Genomic DNA, 25,462 nt, shown 5'->3' on the forward strand with positions numbered 1-25,462 from the left:
GCACCATGACAGCCTGCCCGCCCACCGCGAAGGATTCGCCATGCCCCTCAGTCTCTCCCAGGGAACCGAGCTCGCCCCCGGCTTCATGGTGATCCACGGCAACCGCCTGGAGGCGCTGCGCGACCTGGCGGTCGAGTGGCTGCGAAACCACCCGCTGGGGCCACTGGAGGACGAGGTGATCCTGGTGCAGAGCAACGGCATCAGCCAGTGGCTGAAGCTGGCCCTGGCCGCCGACCCGCCCCAGGGCGCCGGCATCGCCGCGGCGATGGACGTCACCCTGCCGGCACGCTACCTGTGGCAGGCCTACCGCGCGGTGCTCACCCAGCAGGACGGCCCCGACGCCGTGCCGCCGGCCTCGCCGCTCGACAAGCCGCGCCTCGTCTGGCGGCTGATGCGCCTGCTGCCGGAGCTCACGGATGACGCCATCTTCGCGCCCCTGGCGCGCTTTTTGGCCGACGACGAGGACCGCCGCAAGCGCCACCAATTGGCCGAGCGCCTGGCGGATCTGTTCGACCAGTACCAGGTCTACCGCGCCGACTGGCTGGCCGCCTGGGCCGAGGGCCGCGACGAGCTGATCGACGCCCGTGGCCAGGCACGGCCGCTCGCCGAGGACCAGCGCTGGCAGCCGGCGCTGTGGCGGCGGCTGCGCGACGACATCGGCGAAGAAGGACTGGCCACCAGCCGCGCCTGGGTGCATACCCGCTTCCTCGAGGCGTGCCGCGAGCTCACCCCCGAAACGAGGCCTCCAGGGCTGCCGCGCCGGGTGGTGGTGTTCGGCATCTCCTCGCTGCCCCGCCAGACGCTGGAGGCGCTGGCCGCGGTGTCCCGGGTCACCCAGGTGCTGCTCTGCGTGCACAACCCCTGCCGCCACTACTGGGCTGACATCATCGAGCACAAGGATCTGCTGCGGGCCGCCCGCCGGCGCCAGCGCCATCGCCCCGGCATGCCGCTCGAGCTCGACGACACCCAGCTGCACCTCCACGCCCAGCCGCTGCTCGCCGCCTGGGGCAAGCAGGGCCGCGACTACCTGCGCTTGCTCGACGAGTTCGACGACCAGGACGCCTACCGGGCGCTGTTCGACGCCGAGGCGATGCGTATCGACCTCTTCGATTCGCCTCTCGAGCAGGCCGAGGTCCCGGGGCTGCTGCAACAATTGCAGGACGACATCCTCGAGCTGCGCCCGCCCCAGGAGACCCGCGAGGCCTGGCCGGCCGTCGACCCGGCACACGATCGCAGCCTGCGCTTCCACGTCGCCCACAGCCCCCTGCGCGAGGTGGAGATCCTCCACGACCAGCTGCTGGCCGCCTTCGACGCCGACCCCACGCTGCGCCCGCGGGACGTGCTGGTGATGGTGCCGGACATCGACACCTACGCGGCCGCCGTGCAGGCGGTGTTCGGCCGCCTGGCGCCGGACGACCCGCGCCACATCCCCTTCACGCTCTCCGACCAGACCAGCCGCCACCGCCAGCCGCTGCTGGTGGCGCTGGAGGCGCTGCTGCATCTGCCGGAGTCACGGCTCACGGTGAGCGACCTCTTGGACCTGCTGGAGGTCCCGGCCCTGCGGGGGCGCTTCGGCCTCGATGCCGAGGCGCTGCCGGTGCTGCGGCGCTGGATCGAGGGCGCCGGCATCCGCTGGGGGCTCGATGCCGAGCAACGCGCCCGGCTCGACCTGCCCGGCGGGCTCACCGCCAACACCTGGGCCTTCGGCCTGCGCCGGCTGCTGCTGGGCTACGCCGTCGGCGACACCGCCGACGGCCCCTGGCACGACATCGAGCCCTATGGCGATATCGGCGGCCTGGAGGCGGCCCTGGCCGGCCCGCTGATGGACCTGCTCGACGTGCTCGAGGCCCAGTGGCGCGCGCTCTCGGAGCCCGCCGACGTGCCGACCTGGTGTCGGCGGCTGCGCGCCCTCATGGCCGCGTGCTTCGCCGCCGAGGACGAGGCCGACCTCGCCACCCTGAGCCGCCTGGAGGAGCTGCTGGAGGAGTGGCAGGAGACCAGCGAGGACGCCGCTCTCACGGAGGCGCTGCCGCTCTCGGTGGTGCGCGAGCACTGGCTCGGCCAGCTCGACGAGGCCAACCTCTCCCAGCGCTTCCTGGCCGGCGCGGTGAACGTCGCCACCCTGATGCCGATGCGCGCCATCCCCTTCCGTCACGTCTGCCTCTTGGGCATGAACGACGGCGAGTACCCCCGGGTGCAGCGCCCGCTGGACATCGACCTGATGGGCCACGACTACCGCCCCGGCGACCGCTCGCGCCGCGAGGACGACCGCTACCTGTTCCTGGAGGCGATGCTCTCGGCCCGCGACAGCCTGATGATCAGCTGGGTCGGCCGCAGCATCCACGACAACGAGCCGCGCCCGCCCTCGGTGCTGCTCGGCCAGCTGCGCGATCACCTCGCCGCCGGATGGCGCCTGGAAGGAGACGAAGACGACGACCAGGCGTTGCTCGATGCCCTGACCACCGAACATCCGCTGCAGCCGTTCAGTCGGAAATACTTCCGTGCGGGGTCGGGCACGGTAGAAAACCGCACGGGGTCGGGCGCGGTAGAGAGCTTTGCGGAAGACGAGCGATTGTTTACCTACGCCCGGGAGTGGCGGGCGGTACACCAGGCCGTGCCGGACGCCGTAAAAGACGGCGAGCTGCCGCCCATCGAGCTCGACACGGCGCTGACGCTGGCGCGGCTCAGCGGCTTCCTCAAGGACCCGGTGAAGGCATTCTTCACCACGCGGCTCGGCGTCTACCTCGAGCGCGAGGCGCTGGAGAGCCCCGACCACGAGCCCTTCGCCCTGGACGGCCTCGACCACTGGCAGCTCCAGCAGGCGCTGATCGAGGCCGGGCGCCGCGCCGTGGACGAGGGCGCATCGCCCACCCCCGCCGTCCACGACACCCTGGCGCGCCTGGAGCGTGAGGGGCGCCTCGCCATGGGCGGCTTCGCCGAGCTGATGCGCGCGCATCTCGTCGAGCCCCTGGACGACCTCTTCGAGGCCTATGCCGAGAAGCTCCAGGCCTGGCCCCACGCCTGGGAGACGCCGGCTTCCGTGTCGCTCGAGCTCGCCACCCCAGACGGCCCGCTGCAGATCGAAGACTGGCTGGACGGCCTGCGCGAGAACGCCGAAGGCGAGCGCTGCCGGCTGGTGCTGATGACCAGCAGCCTGGTCAACAAGGGCAAATATAACTGGAAGCACTGGCTCGCCCCCTGGGTCGGCCATCTCGCCGGCCAGCTCGCCCTCGGCCCCATGACCACGGTGCTGCTCTCCCGCGCCGGCGGCGGCACCCTGGCGCCGCTGGACGCGGCCGACGCACGCAAGCACCTGGAGGCCATCGCCCGCGCCTGGCGCGCCGGCATGACCGCCCCGCTGCCGCTGGCCCCGGACACCGCCTTCGCCTGGCACGAGAAGGGCGGCGACGCGAACGCCCTGGCCCGGGTCTTCGGCAGCGACGAGAAGGCGGAAGAGGCCGACCTCAAGGCCTGGAAGGCCGCCGCGCGCGTCTTCGAGGGCGACGACTACACCGCCGGCGAGCGCGACCGCGATCCCTACCTCGCCCGCCAGTGGCGCGATCTCGAGAGCCTCGTTCGCCATGAGGCCGCCGGGCGGCGCTTCACCGAGCTCACGAACGCGCTCTACGCGCCCCTTCACGACGCGGTGAAGGCCAAGGGCGGCGGCGATAAAAAGGCAGGCGGCAAGGGCCAGGGAGGCAAGGCATGACGATGACGGAAAACCTGCACGCAGCCGAGACGCCGCGCCTCGACCCGGTGGCGCTGCCGCTCACCGGGAGCCGGCTGATCGAGGCCAGCGCCGGCACCGGCAAGACCTTCACCATCGCCCTGCTCTACCTGCGCCTGGTGCTCGGCCCCCGGAACAAGGAGGACGCGGCCAGCTTCCCACGGCCGCTGACGCCGCCGGAGATCCTGGTAGTCACCTTCACCAACGCCGCCACCCAGGAGCTGCGCGACCGTATCCGCGCCCGGCTGGTGGAGGCCGCCGAGGCGTTTCAATCGGGTACAGAACCCGGCGATAGCCTCGAAGGGGCGCCTGGGGCAGACCGTAGCGGAGGTCCTATGCCAGGGACGGCATCGGTAGCGCCCAGGGATGGGTTCACAGCGCCTCCGCAAAGGTCTGCCCCAAGGAAAGCCCCGTCCATGACTGGGGACCTCTTCGACGAACCACCAGTGGATAACTCAGCGCCCGAAGACAAGACGCCCAGAGCCGACCCGCTGCTCGCCCTTCGCGACAGCTACCCCCGCGAGAGCTGGCCGACCTGCGCCCGCCGCCTGCGGCTGGCCGCCGAATGGATGGACGAGGCCGCGGTCTCCACCATCCACTCCTGGTGCCACCGTATGCTGCGCGAGCACGCCTTCGACAGCGGCAGCCTGTTTGCCCTGGAGATGTCGCTGGACCAGTCGGAGATGGATCTGGAGATCGCCCGGGACTACTGGCGCAGCTTCTACTACGACCTCGCCCCCGAGGCGCTGGCGATCGTCGCCCGCTACTGGACCACGCCGGACGCCTTGAACGACACCGCCGCCCGACTGCGCACCCACGCCGCCGCCCTGCCCGTGGCCCCGCCGCCCGCCGAGGCACTGGCGAACTACCGCGAGCAGCGCGCCGCGGCGCTCGCGGAGCTCAAGGCGCCCTGGCCGGCCTGGCTCGACGAGTTGGAGGCATTGCTCGAGGCCGCCGCCCTGCGCAAGGCGTTCAACGGCCAGAAGCTCAACGCCAAAAGCCGCGCCAACTGGCTCGCCGCCCTGCGCGACTGGGCCCATGACGCCGAGCTCGCGAGCCCCGATCTCACCCCCGCCGCCTGGAAGCGCCTGACGCCCGAGGGCCTCGCCGAGATCTGGAAGGAAGACCCCGTGCCGAACCTGCCGGCGTTGGAGGCGCTGGAAGAGTTGCCGGAGCGGCTCGCCGCGCTGCCCGACCCGTTCGCCGACCTGCTGGCCCACGCCGTGCACTGGATGGCCTCACGCCGCGAGACCGTGCAGCGCCGCCGCGCCGAGCTCGGTCCCGACGACCTGCTGCACCGGCTCGACGCCGCCTTCGCGGGCGAGGCCGGCGAGACGCTCGCCGCACGCATCCGCGAGCAGTTCCCGGTGGCGCTGGTCGACGAGTTCCAGGACACCGACCCGGTGCAGTACCGGCTCTTCGACCGGGTCTACGAGCTGGAAAAGAACCGCGACGACAGCGCGGTAATGCTGATCGGCGACCCCAAGCAGGCGATCTACGCCTTCCGCGGCGCCGATATCCACACCTACCTCCAGGCCCGGCGCGATACGGCCGGCCGCCACGTCACGCTCGGCACCAACTTCCGCTCCGCCGAACCCATGGTCGAGGCGGTCAACCGCGTGTTCGAACACGCCGAACGGAGCGAGTCCGGCGCCTTCCTGTTCCGCCGCGGGGACGACAATCCGGTGCCGTTTGCCCCCGTCGACGCCAACGGCCGCAAGGACGCCCTCACCCGCCACGGCGCCGCCCAGCCGGCGCTGACCCTCTGGCACCTGGCCGCCGACGAGACGCTCGCCAAGGGCGCCTACCTGGCTGAGCTCGCCGGACGCTGCGCCACCGAGATGGCCGCACTCCTGCGCGAGGGTCAGGCCGGGCAGACGGGCTTTACCAAGGATGGCGAACTGCGCCCCCTGGCGCCGTCGGATCTCGCCGTGCTGGTCAACAACGCCGGCGAGGCCCGCGCCATTAGAGCCGCCCTGCTCGCCCGCGGCATCCGCAGCGTCTACCTCTCCGACAAGGAGGGCGTGTTCGAGACCGAGGCCGCCGCCGAGCTGGAGGGGTGGCTCGCCGCCTGCGCCGCGCCGGACGACGAGCGCTGCCTGCGCGCCGCGCTCGCCACGCCGAGCCTGGGGCTCTCGCTTTCCGAACTCGACGCCCTGAACGGCGGCCCCCAGCAGGACGAGCTGGCCTGGGAGGCGCGGGTGATGCAGTTCCGCGACTACCACCGCCAGTGGCAGCGCCGCGGCGTGCTGCCCATGCTGCACCGGCTGCTGGCCGACTTCGCGGTGCCCGGGCGGCTCTTGGCCGTGCCCGAGGGCGAGCGACGGCTCACCGACCTCCTGCACCTCGGCGAGCTGCTGCAGGAGGCCAGCGCCGAGATCGACGGCGAGCACGCCCTGCTGCGCTTTCTCGCCGAGTCCCGCGCGCATCCCCAGGCGCAGTCCGACACCCACCGGCTGCGCCTGGAGAGCGACGCCGACCTGGTGCAGGTGGTGACCATCCACAAGTCCAAGGGCCTGGAGTACCCGCTGGTGTTCCTGCCCTTTATCGCCGCCTTCCGCCCGGTGAAGCAGGGCGACCTGTCGCTGCGCTGGCACGACGACGACGGCCACCTTCGCCTGACGCTGTCCGCCGACGAGGCCATCCTCGCCCGCGCCGACCGCGAGCGCCTGGGGGAAGACCTGCGCAAGCTCTACGTCGCCCTGACCCGCGCCCGCCACGCCACCTGGCTCGGCCTGGCGCCGCTGGATTCGATGGAGCGCAGCGCCGTCGGCCACCTGCTCAAGGGCGGCGAGGAACTTTCGCCCGAGACCCTGCGCCCGGCCCTCGAGGCGCTGGCAGACGCGGAGGGGCAGGAGAGAGGTCGGGTGGCGGTGATCGACGCCCCCGAGGCCGAGGCCACGCCGGTCGAACTCGCCAGCGACGACACGCCGCTCGGCCATGCCCGCGAGCCCAGCCGGACGATCCGCGAGCACTGGTGGATCGCCAGCTACTCGGCGCTGCGCACCGGCGCCACCCCGGAGGAGGAAGCCGAATCCGCCGTCCAGCCCGAGCCCACCACCGCCGATGAAGCCACGGCGATGGAGGTGATCGACGAGCCCTTCGACGCGGCGGCCGCCACGGTGAGCGAGGGCTCGCTTCACCGCTTCCCCCGCGGCCCCTCGGCGGGCACCTTCCTGCACGGCCTGCTGGAGTGGGCCGGCGAGGAGGGCTTCGCCCGGGTGGCCGGCGATGCCGACCTGCGCGCCGATACCCTGGCCCGGCGCGCCAACCGCCGCGGCTGGGAGGGCCAGATCGCCGCCCTCGAACAGTGGCTGCCGGAGCTGCTGACCACGCCGCTGCCGGTACCGGATACGGGCGATGGCGAGGCCGCGCCGCTGCGCCTCGACGCCCTGGAAGGCTATCGCGTGGAGCTGGAGTTCTGGTTCGCCGCCCACAAGGTGAACACCCGCCGGCTGGACGCCCTTGTAAGCGCTCACACACTCGGCGGGCGGCCGCGGCCGGCACTCGAGCCCGATACCCTCAACGGCATGCTCAAGGGCTTCATCGACCTGGTGGTGGAGCATGAGGGGCGCTTCTACGTGCTCGACTGGAAGTCCAACCACCTGGGCGCGGACGATGCCGCCTACACCGAGGCGGCGATGGGTGAGGCCGTGCTCGAGAAGCGCTACGACGTGCAGTACTGCCTCTACCTGCTGGCCCTGCACCGGCTGCTCGAGGCCCGGCTGCCGGACTACGACATCGAGCGCCACCTGGGCGGGGCCCTCTACGTCTTCCTGCGCGGCACCCGCGCGCCCTCCCGCGGCGTGCACGCCGAACGCCCGCCGAGCGAGTTGATCCGCGAGCTCGATGCCCTGTTCCGCGCCGCCGAGGAGGCCAGCCCATGACCCCGGATACCCAGGACTTCGCCCCCGAACGGGCGCTGGCCGATCACGCGGCGCTGTTCGCGCTGCTCGATCGCTGGGTAGCGCGCGGCTGGCTGCGCTCGCTGGACCGCGCCTTCGCCGCCTTCCTGCATCGCGAGGCAGAGGCGGTAAACGGGGTAAGTGAGGCCTCACCCCTGCTGCTGCTGGCGGCCGCCCTGGCCAGCCACCAGCTCGGCCGCGGCCACGTCTGCCTGGACCTGGCCCAGACGCTCGCCACCCCGGACCTCGCGCTCTCGCTGCCGCCGGAGGGCGACAGCCTGGAGGACCCGCCGCCGCTGCCCAGCCGGGTGATGGCCGCGCTCGATCTCGACACCTGGCGCGCGGCGCTGGCCCAGCCCGAGCTCGTCGCCGATGGGCCCGGCAGCACCCCGCTGGTGCTCGCCGGCACCGCCGCCCGCCCCCGGCTCTACCTGCGCCGCTACTGGCAGCACGAGCAGGATATCCACAGCCGGATCAATGAGCGGCTCGGCGATACCAAGCGCGACGACGAGACCCCGGACGCGGCCCGCCTGCGCCCGATCCTCGACGCGCTTTTTCCCAAACCGAAGGCGACCGCAGCTCAGAATGGCGCCCCCCGGACCGCGGCCATCGACTGGCAGAAGGCCGCCTGCGCCCTGGCCGGCCGCTCGCGCTTCGCGGTGATCACCGGCGGCCCCGGCACCGGCAAGACCACCACCGTGGTGCGCCTGCTCGCCCTGCTCCAGGCGCTGGCTCTTGGTGGAGGCCAGGGGGAAGGCGAGAGTGAAGGAGAGCACGCCCTGCGCATCCGCCTCGCCGCCCCCACCGGCAAGGCCGCCGCCCGGCTCAACGAATCCATCGCCGGCCAGGTGGCGAAGCTCGATCTCGACGGCCTGGCCGACGATCCCGAGCGGCTGCGCGGGGTGATCCCCAAGGAGGTCTCGACGCTGCACCGGCTGCTCGGCTCGCGGCCCGAGACCCGCCGCTTTCGCCACGACCGCCACAACCCGCTGCCGCTGGACGTGCTGGTGGTGGACGAGGCCTCGATGGTGGACGTGGGCATGATGGCCGCGATGCTCGAGGCGCTGCCGCCCCGGGCGCGGCTGGTGCTGCTCGGCGACAAGGACCAGCTCGCCTCGGTGGAGGCGGGCTCGGTGCTCGGCGACCTGTGCGCCCGGGCCGAGGGCGGCCACTACACCCCGGCCACCGCCGAGTGGCTGGGTGAGGCCACCGGTCAGCCGCTGCCCGCGGAGACGCTGGACGCCGACGGCCAGCCCCTCGACCAGGCCATCGCCATGCTGCGCGTCAGCCACCGCTTCACCGCCGACAGCGGCATCGGCCAGCTGGCCGCGGCGATCAACCTGGAGGCCGAGCCCGCCGCCAAGCGCCGCGCCATTACCACGGCGCTCACCGCAGGCTTCGCGGACCTCTCGCACCACAAGCTATCCGCCGACGACGAGCGCGGCCTGGCCCGCCTGGCCGTGACCGGCTGCCCCGAGCGCTTTCCCAGTGCCAAAACGGCCGACGCGCCGCCGGTGGGCTATCGCCACTTCCTCAGCGTGATGGCCGAGCAGCGCCCGGCCGACGAGGCGGATCAGGAGGCCTTCGATGACTGGGCAAGAGAGGTGCTGGCGGCCCACGGCCACTTCCAGCTGCTGTGCGCGCTGCGCCGCGGCCCCTGGGGCGTGGAGGGCCTGAACGAGCGGGTGCGCCAGGCGCTGGAACGGGAAAGGCTGATCGACAGCCAGGACGGCCGCCAGCGCTGGTACCCCGGCCGCCCGGTGCTGGTGACGAAGAACGACTACGGCCTGGGGCTGATGAACGGCGATATCGGCATCACCCTGGACATGCCGCGCCCAGGCTCTGCACTCTCTTCACAGCGCCCGAACAATGCTCTTGGCGACGGCAGCCGGCGGCTGCTGCGGGTGGCCTTCCCCGCCGGCGACGGCACCGATCGCATCAAGTGGGTGCTGCCCTCGCGCCTGCAGGCGGTGGAGACGGTGTTCGCGATGACGGTGCACAAGTCCCAGGGCTCGGAGTTCACCCACGCCGCCCTGGTGCTGCCCGACGCGCCGAACCCCATCCTCACCCGGGAGCTGGTCTACACCGGCATCACCCGCGCCCGCCACTGGCTGACGCTGGTGGAAACCGGCCGCGGCCAGTTGATGGACGCGGCGCAGAGAAGAGTGATGCGAGTGAGTGGCTTGGGGGACTGAAAGTCCTTCTTACTCAAGGAAGGTGGCGAGCCGCGCCAAGGCGCTCATCCGATTTCAAAAGACGCCACACCAAAGAGGCGAGCCAACGGCAGGTCGGGCCTCTCCCCCCGGTACATTCGGGCGGTTTCGAACGACACCCTCATGCCATGCTGCTCGGCCAATGCCACCGCCGCCGGGTTGATGGCTGGCACATCGAGGAAAACCGGGTCCGATGGCGTCGTGTGGGCCTTCAAGGCGAGCAGAAGCGACTCGGCCAATGCCGGGCTGTCCGCCAACAGCGGGCCGACCTTGTACCCGTTGCGGCATGGCCGGATGACCCCATAGCCAGCCAGCCTGTCATCCTGCATCACGCCAAGCGCATGACCATCGGGCTGGCTGATCCAGGCGCGGGTGAATGCTGCCCTGTCGGCAGGGAAAAAGGGCCGGTCATAGGCGGCAAGGGTCTCGAAAGACAGTGTCGATAGATCGACGATCCCCGCCTGCTGGGGAGCCTTGCCGCCCCCCCTTCCCTCGTAGCGGATGTTTCGATAGGCCAGCGTGAAACCGGACTTCCGGTAGTTTTCCTGCTGGTCGACGACACCATCGAGCCCGATATTGAGGCCGTGAAGATAGTCAATCCCGGCCTTCCATAGTTGAAGCCCATAGCCTTGTCCCCGGTATTCCGGCTTGACGATATAGAAGCCGAGAAACCCGAAGGCGTCGTCGTATTTGATCACCGAGATGGTGGCGATGGGCTCGTCGCCCAGCAGGCCGATGAGGAAACCCTTTGGGTCGGCGGCAAAATAGCAGTCGGCATCGTGGAGCCCCGGGTTCCAGCCTTCCTTCGCGGCCCATTCGATCGCGAGATCCACCTCTTCGCGACTCATTACCCTGATCCTGTAGCAATTACTGTTCATTGGCGGCTCTGCCAGTCATGAAGACGCCCTGATAGCTTAGACCCCACCTCGGGGAGCACCCTCGCCTGCCTCACACAATGACAGGCCTCGGAGTTCACCCACGCCACCCTGGTGCTGCCCGACGCGCCGAACCCCATCCTAACCTAGGAGCTGGTCTACACCGGCATCAACCGCGCACGCCACTGGCTGACGCTGGTGGAAACCGGCCGCGGCCACCTGATGGACGCAGCGCAGAGACGAGTGATGCGGGTGAGTGGACTGGGGAGCTGAAATAAAAAATGCTTCTTATTAACACCAATATCTTAGGAGGCTGCCCGCAGCTAAAATCTAGCCTGCCGCACGCCTTCAAAATCGAAGAAGCTTCACTGAATCTTCCCCACGCTTACGTCAACTCCTCAATCAAACTCTGAAACTCACTTGATGGACTACCTTGCTCTATATAATCCACCACAGACTTGTACTCCTCACTGATTCTGTATTGCTTCATTTTAGGCTTTTTTGGATCCTTATAGTTCCTCACCACTCCTTTATCCAAAAGCTTTTGCAAAAGCTTAACTGCTGAAAGCTTTTTCCTGACCTCCTCTTGCTTCCTCGGGTAAAAATTACCTCTCTGATAAAAAAGCTTAAAAACCCTTTCCAAGTCTGCCTTCACCACATCTCTTGCACTTTCAAACTCCTCTTGCTTTTCAGTGAGAAGGTGCTGTATCAAGGTAACATCACAACTGCTAGAGAAAAGATTTTCCGGAATCTTATAATTCACCCCAGATCTCGGATCTATATCTTTAAACAAGGAAGCATGAAATATTGTATTCTCATCAAAACTGCACTCCCAGAAATATTCGTAATTATTAAAAACACATTTTTTTAAAACTCTACCTCTGAGATCAAACGTTGGCTTAGAAGCCGTATCCCCGAAGATATCCACCAAGCAAACGCCCACTAAACTTTCATTTTCTCCAAATAGCTTTTCTAGCAACTCCGTTCTAGACTGAATATTTGATTGCTTTTCACTACCTTTCTGCAAAAGTGTTAATAGCAGCGAAACGATGGCAGAAACAAACATTTCACGATTAACGCCACGAATGCTATTTATTGACTCTATCGCATCTATACAGAAAATCACAAGCTCATCATCTAACACCAACTTTTCTGCCACAGAAGCTGTGAAGCTAGTGTCGTACTTAAGATAACCACTGACAATTCTAGCCAACTCACCAGTTATTGAGCTCACCTCTTGCTGCTTAAAGAAGTAATAAACCAAAAGCGATTTAAAGTAAGTATCAAAGACATCATAGCGAAAATAAATCATATTATTTTCGCACTGAACCAAAGGATGCCCCTTTACTTTTTCTATTAGCGAGTCATCAAAATCCGAACCTGAAACTATTTCTTGTAGCTCACTTTTTATGTCATAAAGGCTGATCCCGTTTTGCTTCCGTGAAGCCATTCTAATAAACAAACCAACTTGTTGATCAATAGACAGCCCATCCAACTTAACTATTTCTCGCCGACAAACTTGAGCCACTAACTGATCTGTATGATTATCAGGGATGAGGTACCGACTTTCAAAAGTTTCTCTAAGACTCGCTTCAGCGCCCTGTGAATTGATCAAGTACCCAATCATATCTAAGAGGAATGGGATGTAAGTCTTTTTATCTTCTGCCGTCTCATAGCTATCGCTTTCTATAGCAAGGTGCTCAGCCATGTCCATCGCTTTAGACAGTTTCTTCTTATCACCTTTCAGCTTTTGCTCAAAAAAATCATTTGCCAAATTCCTATTAAATGCTTTTAGCACAATCTCTGGCAACAGCACCTTTTTTCCAACTTCATTCCAAAAATGGTCGCGGCAAGTGATCAAAACCTTAGTCTTGTGCAGACCGGAATTATATTCATCAAATATGGATGTTATGAACTTTTCAACGTCAAACTTATCACCTAACTTTGCAATGACCTCATCTATACCATCGAGCACAACAATCAAACTACCATTATCTATCGAGAGCTTTAGAAGCTCTTTATCAAATTTTGCACCCTCTATCTCATCGACATCCACTAACGCCTTATAGAAATCAAAAACGTCTGAAACTTTATTCTCAATACTAAAACTTCTAGACAGCTCGTTAATTATCTCTTTTGAATCTATAAACAGTATCCCAGAATCACCATTCTCATCATTAACAAAATCCAAAAATTGCTTTGCTAAAGTTGTTTTCCCTATGCCACCATGCCCACTCACGACAAACAGAGGTTCATTCTCGGAACCAAACCACTCTTTCAACTTTTCAATTGCAGGCAAGTCGATAGAGTCTTTTTCATCATACAAACCATCAACATACACTGGAAGGTTAAACTTCTCGTATGGAAGAATGCAGTCTTTATATAGGTGCTCATAGCCAAACTCGTCTATGAAGAACACATAATTGGAACCAAATACTCTTTTAATATTGGCCTTTCGACGCTCTACATCTTTCAACTTTGGTCGGTCTATCAAAATAATTGAAGCACTTAGATCACACACCAACCTTCTTCTTTTTATTTCAACCAGTGTCCTCCCTTGATTAGAGTAGTCATGAACATAAATAAATTCTCTCATCCCAGAAAACCCGTCTTCCAAACGATAAACTTCAAAGACAACACTTTCTTTCCAGTTTTTCTCTTTAACTGGATAGTTTTCTGCCAGAGAGAAACTGGAATTTTTATCCATAAACAATTGAACTGTCTTTTCGATTGTTTTTTCAGATGCTGGCGGCTCATAACTTTCATTCATTTTCTTGTATAGAGAAGATTCTCCATAACTAGAAAACTCTAGCTTGAGTTTTTCAATTTCATCGGGAGTAGCTGTTCTAACCTCATCTGATCTTTGCCCTTTTCTAACTAAAACAGCACCTTCATCAAGGGGGCGAGTCTTCGTCTTTAGCTCACGCCTCAGCTCTATTAGGTGAATAGGGCAAGGGATTTCAAAAACCAGCAAAGAGTCACCGCCAACAAAAACACTTTCAATTTCAAAATCCAAAAATGATGGCCTAGTATACTTCTCCATCCTCTCCACGAGATCTTTTTTGAACTTAGACAAGTTTCTTAACTGCTTTATACTGCTCAAATCAACATTGTATGTCTTTTTCTCGGTTTCTGAAAAACCAAAAATCAAATAACGACAAGCCCCAACATTGTTTATATATCCATTAGCTAAAGATATTAAATCTTTGGTCAACTCACCCCACTTGTCTGCCATATCTTCTCTGGGAGTGTCATCGTCCCAATACCACTGCCTTTTAAATTCCAAGACCGGTGACTCTTCTCTCTCCAAGAGACTTGATATTTCTTCTTTCATAAGCAAAACCACTCTAACTTTAGTTAACAATCTAGGCACCCATGCCAAGCCGACAATGTAAAACATCTTTCTACCACTGCACTTGCAGCTCACTCTCTCTCACATGCAGCCACTTCACACCTCAGGTCACACTCCTCTTTCATTCAAGTATTACTATAAAATTGGCCAAACTCTTCTACTACTCCTTCCAGGTTGACGTAATTATCAACGCTTACTAGTAGACAGTTCTCGACAATAAAGAAAAATAAGCAGGGGCATTTTGGTCTTGAAGGCATAATAGGCCTCAGTGGCTAACACCGAGAGTTTCGAAAATTTCATATCCGCTTGAGTGAGACATTTTCTCGATGAATAACCACGCTCGCGCAATTCGATGGCGTTGCGGGTATCGGCGATCAAGGTGTCACCAGCAAGGATACACGCCCGCCGGGAATGCGGGTGCCGGGGAATGCAGGATTCGGAAGTGTGATCGGCCATAGGCAGTTCCATTGCTATTGGCTGATTCATCAGCTTAGGGCGATAAAGGCAGATTGTCAGCGCTTGAGGACAATTTTTCTTAGGTCAATTGGTCTAGGTCCGACCTCGCCTGACCACGCCGCGCTCGGCTCCATCGGGCTCCGCGAGCTTGGCGCCTGCGCCCATGCCCGCCATGATGGTGGCGATCACAAGCTGCCGAAGACCATAGAAATGAACCAGACACCACGCGCACCGGCGCCGCTGACGAAGTTGGGCGGCCAGTCGATCCTCTTCGTGATGGCGGCCGAGCCTGAGTACGGCCCGCAATTGAGGCAGCGTTTCACGCCCTTCATGACCGGCGTGGGGCCGGTCGAGGCGGCGGTGGAGCTCACCGCGGCGCTGGCGAGGCTCGAGGCGTGCGGGCGGCTGCCGGACCTGGTGGTGTCGCTGGGTTCGGCGGGCAGCCGGGCGCTGGAGCAGACTGAGGTCTACCAGGCGACCTCGGTGGCCTACCGCGACATGGACGCCACGCCGCTCGGCTTCGCGACGGGCGTCACGCCCTTCCTCGACCTGCCGGCCACCCTGCCCCTGCCGCTGCGCATTCCCGGGATTCGCGAGGCGACGCTCTCGACCGGCGCCGATATCGTCTCGGGCGCAGCCTATGACGCCATCGCCGCGGACATGGTGGACATGGAGAGCTACGCCGGCCTGCGTGCCTGCACCCGCTTCGCGGTGCCGCTGGTGGTGCTGCGCGGCATCTCCGACGGCAAGGCGGAGCTGAACCATATCGACGACTGGACGGAGTACCTGCACGTCATCGACGAGAAGCTGGCCGCCGCCGTCGATCATCTCGATGCAATGCTCGGCCAAGGGCTGGTGAAGCGCTGACGGGAGGCCCAAGGGTCCGCTGCCTGGTCCGATTCAGCCTAGGCTGATGCCCCTCGCAACAGGCACCCGTATGACATCTTCCACCTCGCTTCGCGGCACCGCGAAGGGCACGCCAAGGGGCCGGCTCCACTATAATGATGAGGTTGGTCGACGCGTTTCGAGCCACCTCATCTTGGCCGCATGGGAGCTCGGTTGGTAACGCTCGCGGGCCCCTGCCCGATGCGGCTGGCCCGGCAACGCCGGGAGGAGAATCACATGCGTGCCATCCTGTGGGGTGGGATGATCGTGGCGGGGCTGACGGCGGCGCCATTGATAGCAGCACACTCGCTGCCGGATCAGGACGCGATCCAAAGCGACGAGGCAACAGCACTGATCGAATCGGTGCGTGCGGCCACGCTGCGCTTCGAGGACGTTAACGCGGCCCTGGCGGAGGGCTACGTGCCGGATCCCTCCGGGGAGTGCGTGACGGCGAAGGCCCATGGCTTGCCCGCCGGACTGGGTGCCATGGGCATCCACTACTTGCGGCCCGACCTGCTCGGCCTCACGGTCACCGCGCCGCGGGTCGACGGCACCGGCACCCATACCGACTTCATGAACCCCGCCATCCTGCTCTATGAACCCCAGGAAGACGGCTCCCTGGCACTGGTCGGGGTCGAGAACCTGGTGTTCCGTAAGGCCTGGGAAACCGCGGGCAACGGTGGGCCGCCGGTCCTGGCCGGGCGCAGCTGGGACCATATGGTCGATGACCCGGCCACGCCCACCGAGGAGGCCCACCACTTCGAGGCCCACTACGATCAGCACCTGTGGTTTCGCGCCAACCCCAACGGCAACCTCAAGCCGTTCAACCCGGGGGTGACCTGCCGCCACCACAAGGCATGACATCCTGCGGCCGGGCCTTGAAACCCGGCCGCTTCGCGCAGGATGCCAGCTGCCCTGACAAGGCACGCCGCCACGTCGCGGCGAGGAGGCTGAGCGCGCTTGTCATGCCACCAACGCCTCGACGCTCTAGGCTGAGTGGGGAAAGGACATACCGTCCACCGTTCGAGGAGCCATCATGCCCGCCACCCGAACGACCTCTCCCGCCCTGGAGCGCATCCACCTGGTGTGGGACCTGCTCATCATCGTGCTGGTGATCGCGAACCTGGCCCTGCTGCTGTTCGACAGCCTCTACCTGCTGCCGCCGCTCAACGCCGCCTTCGAGGCCGTGGCGCCCGGCCTCTACGCCGCCTACGAGCGGCACATCCATGCCAACTTCCTCGCCATCGACCTGGCGTTCGTGTCGATCTTCCTGCTCGACGTGCTGCTGGGCTGGGCCGTGGCCATCGCCGAGCGCCACTACCACCGCTGGTTCTTCTATCCCTTCGTGCACTGGTACGACGTGCTCGGCTGCATCCCGCTGGGTGGCTTTCGGCTGCTGCGCATCCTGCGCGTCATCTCACTGCTGCACCGCCTGCAGCGCATGGGGCTGATCGACGTGCGCCGCTGGTACCTCTTCAGCGTGGTCGCCAAGTACTACGACATCCTGCTGGAGGAGCTCACCGACCGCATCGCCATCCGCATGCTCGACAACGTGCAGCAGGAGATCCGCTCAAGCGAGGGCCTCTCCGCCCCGCTGATGGAGCGGGTGGTACGGCCCCGCAAGCAGGCCCTGATCCGCGAGATCAGCCAGCGGCTGGAGGCCATGGCGGGCGACGCCTACGACCACAACCGCGCCGACACCCTGCGCTACGTGCGCGGGCTGGTCGGCCGCACCCTGGCCGAGAGCCCGGAAGTCCGCCGGCTCTCGCGCCTGCCGCTGGGCGGCCAGCTGACCCGGGGGCTCGAGGCCTCGCTCTCCGACCTCGCCTGCCGCCTGGTCGACGAGGCCCTGGCGGGCCTCAAGTCGAGGGAGTTCTCCGCCCTGGTGGAGCACCTGGCCGAGAGCGGCTTCGATGCCTGGCTGCGCACCGACCCCGAGACCGAACAGATCACCGAGCAGGTGCTGGTGGACATGCTGGAGCTGCTCAAGGAGCAGATCGCGGTGAAGGGCTGGCAGCACCGCTACCAATAGATCAACAGGCGCCCTCAGCTGCGCCGGGCGGCGGGCGGCTCTCCGAGGTCGTGGGCGCCGCCGTGGGCGGTATCGCTGTCGCACAGCCGGTGGTCGCTGAGCACCTCGATGATCCGGCAGCTCTCCACCTTGCCGCCGGCACACTGGCCGATCATCCGCTTGAGCTCGTCGCGCAGCGCGGCGAGCCGCTGCAGCCGCGACTCCACCTCCTCCAGGTGGTGCTTGGCGAGGGCGTCGACCTCGTCGCAGCACATGTCGGGGCGGTCCGACATCGCCAGCAGCTCGCGCACCGCCTCCACCGAGAAGCCGAAGTCCCGGGCGTGGCGGATGAAGGTCAGCCGCCGCACGGCCTCCTCGCCGTAGCGGCGCTGGCCGCCCTCGGTGCGCGTGGCTGCGTGCAACAGCCCGATCTGTTCGTAGTAGCGCACGGTTTCCGGCTGGCAGCCGGCCCGCCGGGCCAGCGCGCCGATGCCGAGGGTGGGCGTCTCCGTCATGGGGGCTCCTTGCTGCAGGGGTAGGCTTTTTTTACTCGGTCCTGTTTATGGGGGGCTTCCACCTCAGACCGTCACTTGAACCTGTAGTTGCTACAGGGTTTATGCTTCAGACATTACCCCACCGACAGGAGCCCCGCCATGGCCACATCGGCATCCACGTCCACCGCCGCGACCCTGACGCTGCGCGTCGAGGGCATGGACTGCGGCGGCTGCGAGCGCAAGGTCGAGTCGGCGCTGGGTCGCCTGGAGGGCATCGCGGAGGTCTCGGCCAGCTCGGTCACCGGCTCGGTCAAGCTGCATCATCCCGAGCACACCGCGCCCTCCCGCGCCGCCATCGAGCGCACGATTCATGAGCTCGGTTACCGCCTGGTCAGCGAGGAGGAGGCGGCCGCGCCGGACGCCCCGGCGCCCTGGTGGCGCACCGCCAAGGGGCGGCTGGTGCTGGTCACCGGCGGCCTGCTCGTCCTGGCCTTCGCGCTGCACCTGGCCTGGCCGGCGCTCGGCCAGTGGCCCTTCGTCGCCGCCACCGCGGTGGGGCTGGTGCCCATCGTGCAGGGCGCCTGGGGCGCGCTGAAGCAGCGCAATCCCTTCACCATCGAGATGCTGATGAGCGTCGCCGCCCTGGGGGCGCTGGCCATCGATGCTGCCGCCGAGGCCGCGGTGGTGGTCTTCCTGTTCGCCGTGGGCGAGCTGCTGGAGGGCGTGGCCGCGTCCCGAGCGCGGCGCAGCATCTCGGCGCTGGCGGACCTCACGCCCTCGACGGCGCGACTGCTGGACGGCGACGACACCCGCGAGGTGCCGGCCGCCACCCTCGCGCCAGGCCAGCGAGTGCTGATCCGCCCCGGCGACCGGGTGCCCTGCGACGGGCGCATCCTCGCCGGGGCGTCCGAGCTGGACGAGTCGCCGATCAACGGCGAGTCGGTGCCCCGTGCGCGGGAGCCCGGCGACGACGTCTTCGCCGGCACCGTGAACCTGGAGGCCGCCCTGGAGGTGGAGGTGACGCGGCGCGCCGAGGACAACACCATCGCCCGGGTCATCCGCCTGGTCGAGGAGGCCCAGGCCGCCAAGGCGCCGGTCGCCCGCTTCATCGACCGCTTCGCGCGCTACTACATGCCGACGGTGATCGGGCTCGCCCTGCTGATGGCCGTGGCGCCGCCGCTGGTCGCGGGCATGGCGTGGTCGGAAGCAATCTACCGCGCCCTGGCGCTGCTGCTGATCGCCTGCCCCTGCGCCCTGGTGATCTCGACCCCGGCGGCGATCGCCGCCGGGCTCTCGGCCGGCGCCCGGCGCGGCCTGCTGATCAAGGGCGGGGCGGTGCTGGAGCAGCTCGGCAAGCTCAAGCTGGTGGCACTGGACAAGACCGGCACGCTCACCGCGGGCGCGCCCAAGGTCACCGACGTGGAGGCCCTGGCCGACGGGCACGACGAGGGCGAGATCCTGCGCCTCGCCGCCGCCCTGGAGCGCGAAGCCAGCCACCCCATCGCCGTGGCCATCCTGGCCCACGCCGAACGGCAGGGGCTGGCGGTGCCTCGGGCGAGCGAGAGCCGCGCCCAGGCCGGTCGCGGGGTCTCCGGGCTTGTCGAAGAGCGAGCGCTGTCGCTGATCACCCCGCGCCACTTGGCGGAACGGGTCACTCTGTCCGACGAGCTCAAGGCGCGGATCGCCGATCTGGAGCAGGCCGGCAAGAGCCTGGCGGTGCTGGTCGAGGACGAGCGGGCGCTGGGGCTGATCGCCGTGCGCGACGAGCCGCGCGAGGATGCCCGCCACGGCCTGGCGGCGCTTGAGCGCCTCGGCGTGCGGGCGGTGATGCTCAGCGGCGACAACGCCCGCACCGCCACCGCCATCGGCGAGCAGCTGGGCATCGAGGCCCACGGCGAGCTGATGCCCGAGGAGAAGGCCCAGCGCGTGCGGGCGTGGCAGGCCGCCGGCGAGGGGCCGATCGGCAAGGTGGGCGACGGCATCAACGACGCCCCGGCGCTGGCGACCGCCGAGGTGGGCATCGCCATGGGCGGCGGCACCGACGTGGCGCTGGAGACGGCGGATGCGGCGCTGCTCAAGGATCGCGTGAGCGGCATCGCCGAGCTGATCGACCTCTCCCGGGCCACGCTGCGCAACATCAAGACCAACGTCGCCCTGGCGCTGGGCCTTAAGGCGGTGTTCCTGGTCACCACGGCGCTCGGCATCACCGGCATGTGGATCGCGGTGATGGCGGATACCGGCGCCACGGTGCTGGTGACGCTCAACGCCATGCGCCTGCTCGGCTATCGCTTCTCGCCGGGGCCCGCGCCGGCGGAGGCCCGGCCCGCCGCAACCGCGTCGTGACGGCCGCGTGCCCGGCCCACGCCGGGCGCGTTTGGCATACCGTAGGGTGTCTGTCAGCATGATCCGCACACTCATCCTGTGCTCGGATGACGGCGCTGCCCTCTCCCATTAGAGGCCGGTGGCGCCCTCCTCCGTTGGCATCGCCTATGCCATCGCCACAGCCCCTGGGAGGCCCGCATGACCCACCGCTCCCCGACGATTCCGCCCCTGGATCCCGCCCGCGTCGCCGCCATCGAGGCCTTCGGCGCCACCATCACGCCGCTCGAGCCGCTGGGCGCCGAGGTGCGGGGCATCGACCTCTCCGCCGAGGAGGCGCCGCCGCCCGAGGTGCGCGACGCCCTGGAGCAGGAGATGGCGAGTCGCGGCTTTCTCGTCTTCAAGAACGACACGCCGCTGGCCGCCGATGACTTCCTGCGGGCGAGCTGCTGGTGGGGCGGCCGCGAGCTGCACAGCACCCATGGCGTGCACCCGGCCACCCCTGGTGGCAACCCGCATATCTTTCGCCTCTCGAACGACGGACGCCACGGCATCCAGGACGTGGGGCCGCAGTGGCACAACGACGGCAGCTTCAATGCGGACACCTTCTCGCACTCGGGCTACCACATCATCCGCCCGGCCGAGAAAGGCGGCGGCACCTACTTCGCCCATCAGGGCGCGGCCTTCGACGCCCTGCCCGAGGATCGCAAGGAGTATTGTCGCCGTCTCGCCTCGGTGAACTCCGCCTCGGGCGTGGTGCACCCGGTGGTGCACGCGCACCCCATCACCGGGCGAGAGTGCGTGTGGCTGCACCTCGGCATGACGGGTGCGGTGATCGAGAAGCTCCCCGACGAGGAGGCCTTTCGGCTGCTGCACGAGGACGAGCTGACGCGGCTCTGCCACGAGTACAACGACCTGTTGAATGCGGGGCTCGACAACGGCTACGCCACCGCCTTCGAGTACCAGGAGAACGACTGCGTCTTCATCGACAACCTCGCCGTGGCCCATCGCGCCGCCCCCGAGGCGCACCTGCCCGCCGAGGAGCAGGGCCTGCGCATCATGCACCGCAGCACCGTGCGCGGCGTGCAGGACCTCGCCCCCGGCTTCGGCCTGCCGCAGCACGTCGATATCCAGGGACCTAACCCGCTCGGCGAAGGCGTCTGGAAGGGCGGCGGCATCGGCTTCCGGTGGGCAGATGGCGTGCCGATGCAGAACTGATCAAGGTCTGATTTTGGCGAGGAAGATGGTCTACGCCAACCTCGACCGCGCCCGTGGCACGTTGACCCTGATTGAGACTGGGCAAGCCCAACAGCTAGAGGCGATGAAAACGAGAATCCGAATGTTAATTGCATGACTGGATTAAAAGATGCTAAAACAATAATGCAAAATTAAACCATGGAAAATAGAAAAAAATATAAGGCCAGAAAGTGATACATCCAAAAAAAACCATAACCATTGACCTCAATGGACGACCAGCATCGAAATTAGATCTTAAGGGATGGCTGATACACTTCAATCTAGCCTTAGACATCATCATACATGACATGAAATCAAAAAAATTCTCAACCAGCCTAGAGCTGGCAGATGAAACAACAAATTTCGAAAGACATGTTTTAGCTCTTGAGGACAGGAAGTTTTATAAACACAACGGTATCGATTACATATCCTTACTTAGGATAGGAAAGCAATTTTTAAAAAGGAAAAGACTAGGAGGAGTGAGCACAATAGAGCAGCAGTACGTTAGAACCGTACTAAACAGGCGAGAAAGGACACTTGAAAGAAAGTCACATGAGATAATTTTATCTTGGCTTCTTTCAAAAAGATCCACTAAGAACGACATCCTAAGGGCATACTTAGGATCTGCATACTTCGGATACAATCTTAACAATTGCGACGTTGCAGCAAAGCTGCTTTTCAACGTTGACGCAGCATCATGCAACAACTCACAATCGGCATTAATAGCTAGCCTTCTTGTTTACCCGCTACCGAAAAAAGTTATCAAAAACTCTCATGCAAACCATTATTTTCCAATAGATGACGTTGATGAATTTATCGCCCAGCAGGCTAAGCACGCGCCACATTGGAGCCGTAGAGTACTGTTACGAAAAGCATACTCAGAAAGCCTTATCAAAGACCAAAAAGCCTAAAAAACAAATAGGAAAAGGAAAGATTTTTTCTGTTAGAAAAACAAACCTTTGTTTTCAATGGAAGGGAGGAGAAATTATCTTCCCTAACCCTCCTAAGCAGCTTTTTGTTGAAAGCAACCAGATCGGCCCCTAAAACATCTAACCGCCTATCAATCTCAGTTTTTGAAACTTCCCCACCACCCTCATACAGTAGATTAATCAATCTATTAGCATCCACAAACTTTGCTTGAATCGTTCTCTCAACATAAGCAACCTCATCATCACCAAAAGAATACCCCAAGCTAACAAGTATGCTTCTCAATCGATCATTCCATTCAAGAAGGACTTTCCTATACTCAGCCTTGTCCTTACACTCAACATCCTCATCCCCCCCAGAAACTGCCCACAAATATCTTTTTTGCCTATAAAGCCTTTTCGAAGAAAGCTCTGAGAACTCAGAGACTATTTTTAGAGCAGAATCCCGCTCTCTCTCCTCGAACCTTACATCTTCCCTTTTCTTCCAAGATCTATTTTGAAACCATGCTGCAAAGCATGCAGCAGAAACAGCAAAAAAAACACTAAGAAAGAAGCTCATAACAAAAACTCAAGGCAACCAAAAACTAAAATTAATCAAAACCTCTCATAAAAGTCAACCAACAACATAAAAAGCCAGATTTCTTTCAATCTGCTCCATGCCTTCCAATGACTGCTCATAACTCCAGCTACATCATTGTGCTCGCCGAAGGAGAAGTAGCCGGCATCGCCCTTGAACGGGCTGTGGGTCATGGTCTCGGTGGGCGTCAGCAGCTCCATGCGCACGTCGTCCCGGGGCAGGTACTGGCGCGGCGGGTAGCCGGTTCGCGCAGTTCGATGGCGCGGGTAGTGTCGGCGAGCGGGATGATGGCGGCCACCGGCGTCACTTTGCTGGTGACGCTGAATGCCATGCGCCTGCTCGGCTACCGCTTCTCGTCGGGGTCCGATGAGGCCTGAGGGGCCTGGTCGCGAGGCGCGCGGCGACGGCGCTCCCGCTCGATCATCTGCGCGAGGCGCTCCTCAAGGAAGTTCATGCCCAGGGCGGCCCGTCGCGCATTGACCGTCTCGGGCGCCTCGACGGGAAACGGCGTCGGCCAGCCGCCGTCATCGACGTCGAACTGGGTGCCGTAGACCTGCGGCTCGCTGGAAAGCGTGCGCACCCGGTCCTGCAGGAAGGCCAGCTGCCACCCCGGGGCCTCTCCCCGGGCGACGGCGGCTTCCAGATGGCCGATGCACTCGGTCATGAAAGGAAGATCCGAGACGGCATGCTGGGCGATGAGCCAGGCCGCCTTGGCCGCCTCCTCACCGACGAGCGAGCGGCCGGGCCAGCCGTGGCGACCAATGATCGCCTTCAGGCGTGCGGCGTTGCGCTCGTGCAGGGCCTTCATGCGGGGATGGTACGACGCCGAGGGCAGCTCGCCGGCCTCGAAGAGCCGCTGCAACAAATACTGGTCGTCGGCCATCATCGCGACCAGTTCATCGGCCATGGGCCGATCCACGGGCGGCTGATCACTCATCGACATAGACGCCCCGGTAGAACACCACCCTGCCCTCGATCTCCCGAATGCTCGCGAGCGGGTTCTCGTAGCTCCAGGCCACGTCCTCGTGCTCGCCTAAGGAGAAGTAGCTGGCGTCACCCTTGAACGGGCAGTGGGTCATGGTTTCGGTGGGCGTCAGCAGGTCCATGCGCACGTCGTCCCGGGGCAGGTACTGGCGCGGCGGGTAGCCGGTTTCGCGCAGCTCGATGGCGCGGGTGGTATCGGCCAGCAGGGTATCGTCGATGACGACCCGTACCCGGCGGGCGTGAGGGTGCAGCGTGATGCGGGGCTCTGACGTATCGTTCATGCGCGCTCCCTGTGGCGGTGTCTCGTCTATCGGCAGCGTAACATCGTCAGTCCCGGGCGGGCGCGCGGCCAAGAGGAAAGCCACCGGGGCCCTTGATATGCCACGACGTCGCTCGCAGTTCATGGGGTGACACCCCGACAGCGGGCTATCCTCAGGGGGGACCCGCCCTCACATCGGAAGGAGCACCTGATGAGCAATCGAGACGCCTACGAGCAGAAGCTGCGCGCCAAGCTGGACGAACTGCAGGCCGAAGTGGAGAAGCTGAAGGCCCGCGCCCGGAGCGCCGATGCCGATGCGCGCATCGACCGGGAGGAAGAGATCGACCGGCTCGAGGCCCGCCGCGAGGAGATGCGCAAGAAGCTCGAGGAGCTGCGCCACTCCGGCGACGAGGCCTGGGACGACATTCGCGCCGGCGCGGAGCGCGCCTGGGAATCGCTGAGCGACGCCATCGAGAAGGCGCGTTCGCGCTTCAAGTAATCGGCAATCGGTCATCGACCCGGATCCCAACCAATGACGCCCGGCTTGGATCACTCGATCCGAGCCGGGCGCGTCGTTTGCCCCGGTGCGGCGTGCCCCTCAACCGCCGGGCTTGGCGTGATAGGTGATCACCTCGGAGTGCACGCCGTCGGCGTCCACCTTGATCAGCCCGGCGCCTTCGATGGCCGTGCCCGGCACGGTCCACCAGCATGACGCGGTGAGCCGACCTTCTTCCTCGCGGGTGAGCAGCTCGGTCAGCGATAGCATGGGTTCCGGCACTCGCCCCTCGTGCTGCGAGGCGATGGTCTCCTTGAGACCGACGAGATAGTCCGACAGCGCCTCTCTGGTCACGACGCCGACGTTTGGGTCATCGAAGGTGAAATCCTTCGCGGTGGCCTTCAGGATCATGTCGGCATCGCCGTGGGTCCAGCCTTCGGCGTAGGCGTTAAGATGTTCTGCTGCGTTCATGGCCTCATCCTCCACTCGGTTATCGACGGGTCAGCTCCCTCGATAGTCCCCAGTGCCCTAGATAGATCAGCCCCTTTATCTCCCGGTCAGGGCCTCTCTCAGCCTCGTTGCGCCCTACATTGTCGCCCCTTTAAAGCACGATCATGACGCCACTCGGTGCCGGGCTAATGCCCTGCCTCAGTCGCCGGCATGGCAAGGTCGGCTGGGGGCGACACGCCGGAAAGAGAGCCCTATCAAAAGCATAATCGGCGCGGCGAGCCTGTCGACGACGGGAGC

Annotated in this window: 20 protein-coding genes and 1 pseudogene; 11 read left to right on the plus strand and 10 right to left on the minus strand. The window is 64.0% G+C overall.

Annotated elements, in window-relative coordinates:
- Nucleotides 1–40 precede the first annotated feature (40 nt).
- Genes recC through recD form a run of 3 tightly spaced genes read left to right on the plus strand, consistent with a single transcriptional unit; the run spans nt 41 to nt 9,827 of the window.
- The gene (gene recC / locus ACGTNG_RS02450; RefSeq protein WP_394575275.1) at nt 41–3,709 is read left to right on the plus strand and encodes an exodeoxyribonuclease V subunit gamma; all 3,669 of its coding nucleotides are present in this window, start codon (nt 41–43) and stop codon (nt 3,707–3,709) included.
- Nucleotides 3,706–7,614, plus strand: a complete 3,909-nt coding sequence (gene recB, locus ACGTNG_RS02455) for an exodeoxyribonuclease V subunit beta (RefSeq protein WP_394575276.1) — start codon at nt 3,706–3,708, stop codon at nt 7,612–7,614. Before recC ends, recB begins: the two co-directional genes overlap by 4 nt.
- Nucleotides 7,611–9,827: an exodeoxyribonuclease V subunit alpha gene (gene recD, locus ACGTNG_RS02460; RefSeq protein WP_394575277.1), complete on the plus strand. Its 2,217-nt coding sequence runs from the start codon at nt 7,611–7,613 to the stop codon at nt 9,825–9,827. Before recB ends, recD begins: the two co-directional genes overlap by 4 nt.
- Before the next feature lie 44 nt (nt 9,828–9,871).
- Here recD and ACGTNG_RS02465 read toward each other — a convergent pair whose 3' ends face one another.
- Entirely contained in the window at nt 9,872–10,693 is an 822-nt protein-coding gene (locus tag ACGTNG_RS02465; protein ID WP_394575278.1) for a GNAT family N-acetyltransferase, read from the minus strand.
- A 111-nt stretch (nt 10,694–10,804) separates the two neighbouring features.
- Here ACGTNG_RS02465 and ACGTNG_RS02470 point away from each other — a divergent pair.
- Nucleotides 10,805–10,993: pseudogene (locus tag ACGTNG_RS02470) on the plus strand (hypothetical protein); the annotation flags it as partial.
- Between the two features lie 112 nt (nt 10,994–11,105).
- Here the strand turns inward: ACGTNG_RS02470 and ACGTNG_RS02475 are convergent.
- Together ACGTNG_RS02475 and ACGTNG_RS02480 are read right to left on the minus strand one after the other, a co-directional pair.
- Nucleotides 11,106–14,120 carry a P-loop domain-containing protein gene (locus ACGTNG_RS02475; protein ID WP_394575279.1) on the minus strand — a complete coding sequence of 1,005 codons (3,015 nt, stop codon included), beginning with the start codon at nt 14,118–14,120 and terminating at the stop codon, nt 11,106–11,108.
- Nucleotides 14,121–14,258: 138 nt separating this feature from the next.
- On the minus strand, nt 14,259–14,528 hold the full coding sequence (locus tag ACGTNG_RS02480) for a hypothetical protein (RefSeq protein ID WP_394575280.1): 270 nt from the start codon (nt 14,526–14,528) through the stop codon (nt 14,259–14,261).
- Nucleotides 14,529–14,738: 210 nt separating this feature from the next.
- On the opposite strand from ACGTNG_RS02480, the gene ACGTNG_RS02485 reads away from it, so the two are divergent.
- From ACGTNG_RS02485 to ACGTNG_RS02495, 3 genes are all read left to right on the plus strand, one after another.
- Entirely contained in the window at nt 14,739–15,395 is a 657-nt protein-coding gene (locus tag ACGTNG_RS02485) for a 5'-methylthioadenosine/S-adenosylhomocysteine nucleosidase (RefSeq protein ID WP_394575281.1), read from the plus strand.
- Nucleotides 15,396–15,650: 255 nt separating this feature from the next.
- Nucleotides 15,651–16,274, plus strand: a complete 624-nt coding sequence (locus tag ACGTNG_RS02490; protein WP_394575282.1) for a hypothetical protein — start codon at nt 15,651–15,653, stop codon at nt 16,272–16,274.
- 175 nt (nt 16,275–16,449) lie between these two features.
- A complete protein-coding gene (locus ACGTNG_RS02495; RefSeq protein ID WP_394575283.1) occupies nt 16,450–17,445 on the plus strand; it encodes an ion transporter in 996 nt (331 codons plus the stop codon).
- Nucleotides 17,446–17,459: 14 nt separating this feature from the next.
- Here ACGTNG_RS02495 and ACGTNG_RS02500 read toward each other — a convergent pair whose 3' ends face one another.
- Nucleotides 17,460–17,939 (minus strand): MerR family transcriptional regulator, encoded by a 480-nt coding sequence (locus ACGTNG_RS02500; protein ID WP_394575284.1) that lies wholly within the window; start codon nt 17,937–17,939, stop codon nt 17,460–17,462.
- A gap of 138 nt (nt 17,940–18,077) precedes the next feature.
- Between ACGTNG_RS02500 and ACGTNG_RS02505 the strand changes: the two genes are divergently transcribed.
- From ACGTNG_RS02505 to ACGTNG_RS02515, 3 genes are all read left to right on the plus strand, one after another.
- Nucleotides 18,078–20,261 (plus strand): heavy metal translocating P-type ATPase, encoded by a 2,184-nt coding sequence (locus tag ACGTNG_RS02505; RefSeq protein WP_394575285.1) that lies wholly within the window; start codon nt 18,078–18,080, stop codon nt 20,259–20,261.
- Between the two features lie 177 nt (nt 20,262–20,438).
- Nucleotides 20,439–21,455 carry a TauD/TfdA dioxygenase family protein gene (locus tag ACGTNG_RS02510; protein ID WP_394575286.1) on the plus strand — a complete coding sequence of 339 codons (1,017 nt, stop codon included), beginning with the start codon at nt 20,439–20,441 and terminating at the stop codon, nt 21,453–21,455.
- 209 nt (nt 21,456–21,664) lie between these two features.
- Nucleotides 21,665–22,384, plus strand: coding sequence for a biosynthetic peptidoglycan transglycosylase (locus tag ACGTNG_RS02515; RefSeq protein WP_394575287.1), 720 nt, complete (start codon nt 21,665–21,667; stop codon nt 22,382–22,384).
- Here the strand turns inward: ACGTNG_RS02515 and ACGTNG_RS02520 are convergent.
- The 5 genes from ACGTNG_RS02520 to ACGTNG_RS02540 are packed head-to-tail and all read right to left on the minus strand — an operon-like array spanning nt 22,365 to nt 24,241.
- The gene (locus ACGTNG_RS02520; protein ID WP_394575288.1) at nt 22,365–22,958 is read right to left on the minus strand and encodes a hypothetical protein; all 594 of its coding nucleotides are present in this window, start codon (nt 22,956–22,958) and stop codon (nt 22,365–22,367) included. The genes ACGTNG_RS02515 and ACGTNG_RS02520 overlap by 20 nt on opposite strands.
- 35 nt (nt 22,959–22,993) lie before the next feature.
- Nucleotides 22,994–23,176 (minus strand): DUF427 domain-containing protein, encoded by a 183-nt coding sequence (locus ACGTNG_RS02525; RefSeq protein ID WP_394575289.1) that lies wholly within the window; start codon nt 23,174–23,176, stop codon nt 22,994–22,996.
- Complete coding sequence (locus ACGTNG_RS02530; RefSeq protein ID WP_394575290.1) at nt 23,164–23,307, minus strand: hypothetical protein; 144 nt, start codon at nt 23,305–23,307, stop codon at nt 23,164–23,166. Before ACGTNG_RS02530 ends, ACGTNG_RS02525 begins: the two co-directional genes overlap by 13 nt.
- A gap of 12 nt (nt 23,308–23,319) precedes the next feature.
- On the minus strand, nt 23,320–23,883 hold the full coding sequence (locus tag ACGTNG_RS02535) for a DUF6624 domain-containing protein (protein ID WP_394575291.1): 564 nt from the start codon (nt 23,881–23,883) through the stop codon (nt 23,320–23,322).
- Nucleotides 23,884–23,905: 22 nt separating this feature from the next.
- Complete coding sequence (locus ACGTNG_RS02540) at nt 23,906–24,241, minus strand: DUF427 domain-containing protein (RefSeq protein ID WP_394575292.1); 336 nt, start codon at nt 24,239–24,241, stop codon at nt 23,906–23,908.
- Between the two features lie 189 nt (nt 24,242–24,430).
- Here ACGTNG_RS02540 and ACGTNG_RS02545 point away from each other — a divergent pair, with 189 nt between their 5' ends.
- Nucleotides 24,431–24,718: a sll1863 family stress response protein gene (locus ACGTNG_RS02545; RefSeq protein WP_089851317.1), complete on the plus strand. Its 288-nt coding sequence runs from the start codon at nt 24,431–24,433 to the stop codon at nt 24,716–24,718.
- A gap of 99 nt (nt 24,719–24,817) precedes the next feature.
- Here the strand turns inward: ACGTNG_RS02545 and ACGTNG_RS02550 are convergent, their stop codons facing one another.
- A complete protein-coding gene (locus ACGTNG_RS02550) occupies nt 24,818–25,186 on the minus strand; it encodes a hypothetical protein (RefSeq protein WP_394575293.1) in 369 nt (122 codons plus the stop codon).
- Nucleotides 25,187–25,462: the final 276 nt, after the last annotated feature.

Origin of the sequence: Halomonas sp. B23F22_3, assembly GCF_043496965.1 — a bacterium.
In the GTDB taxonomy this organism is placed as follows: Bacteria; Pseudomonadota; Gammaproteobacteria; order Pseudomonadales; family Halomonadaceae; genus Halomonas.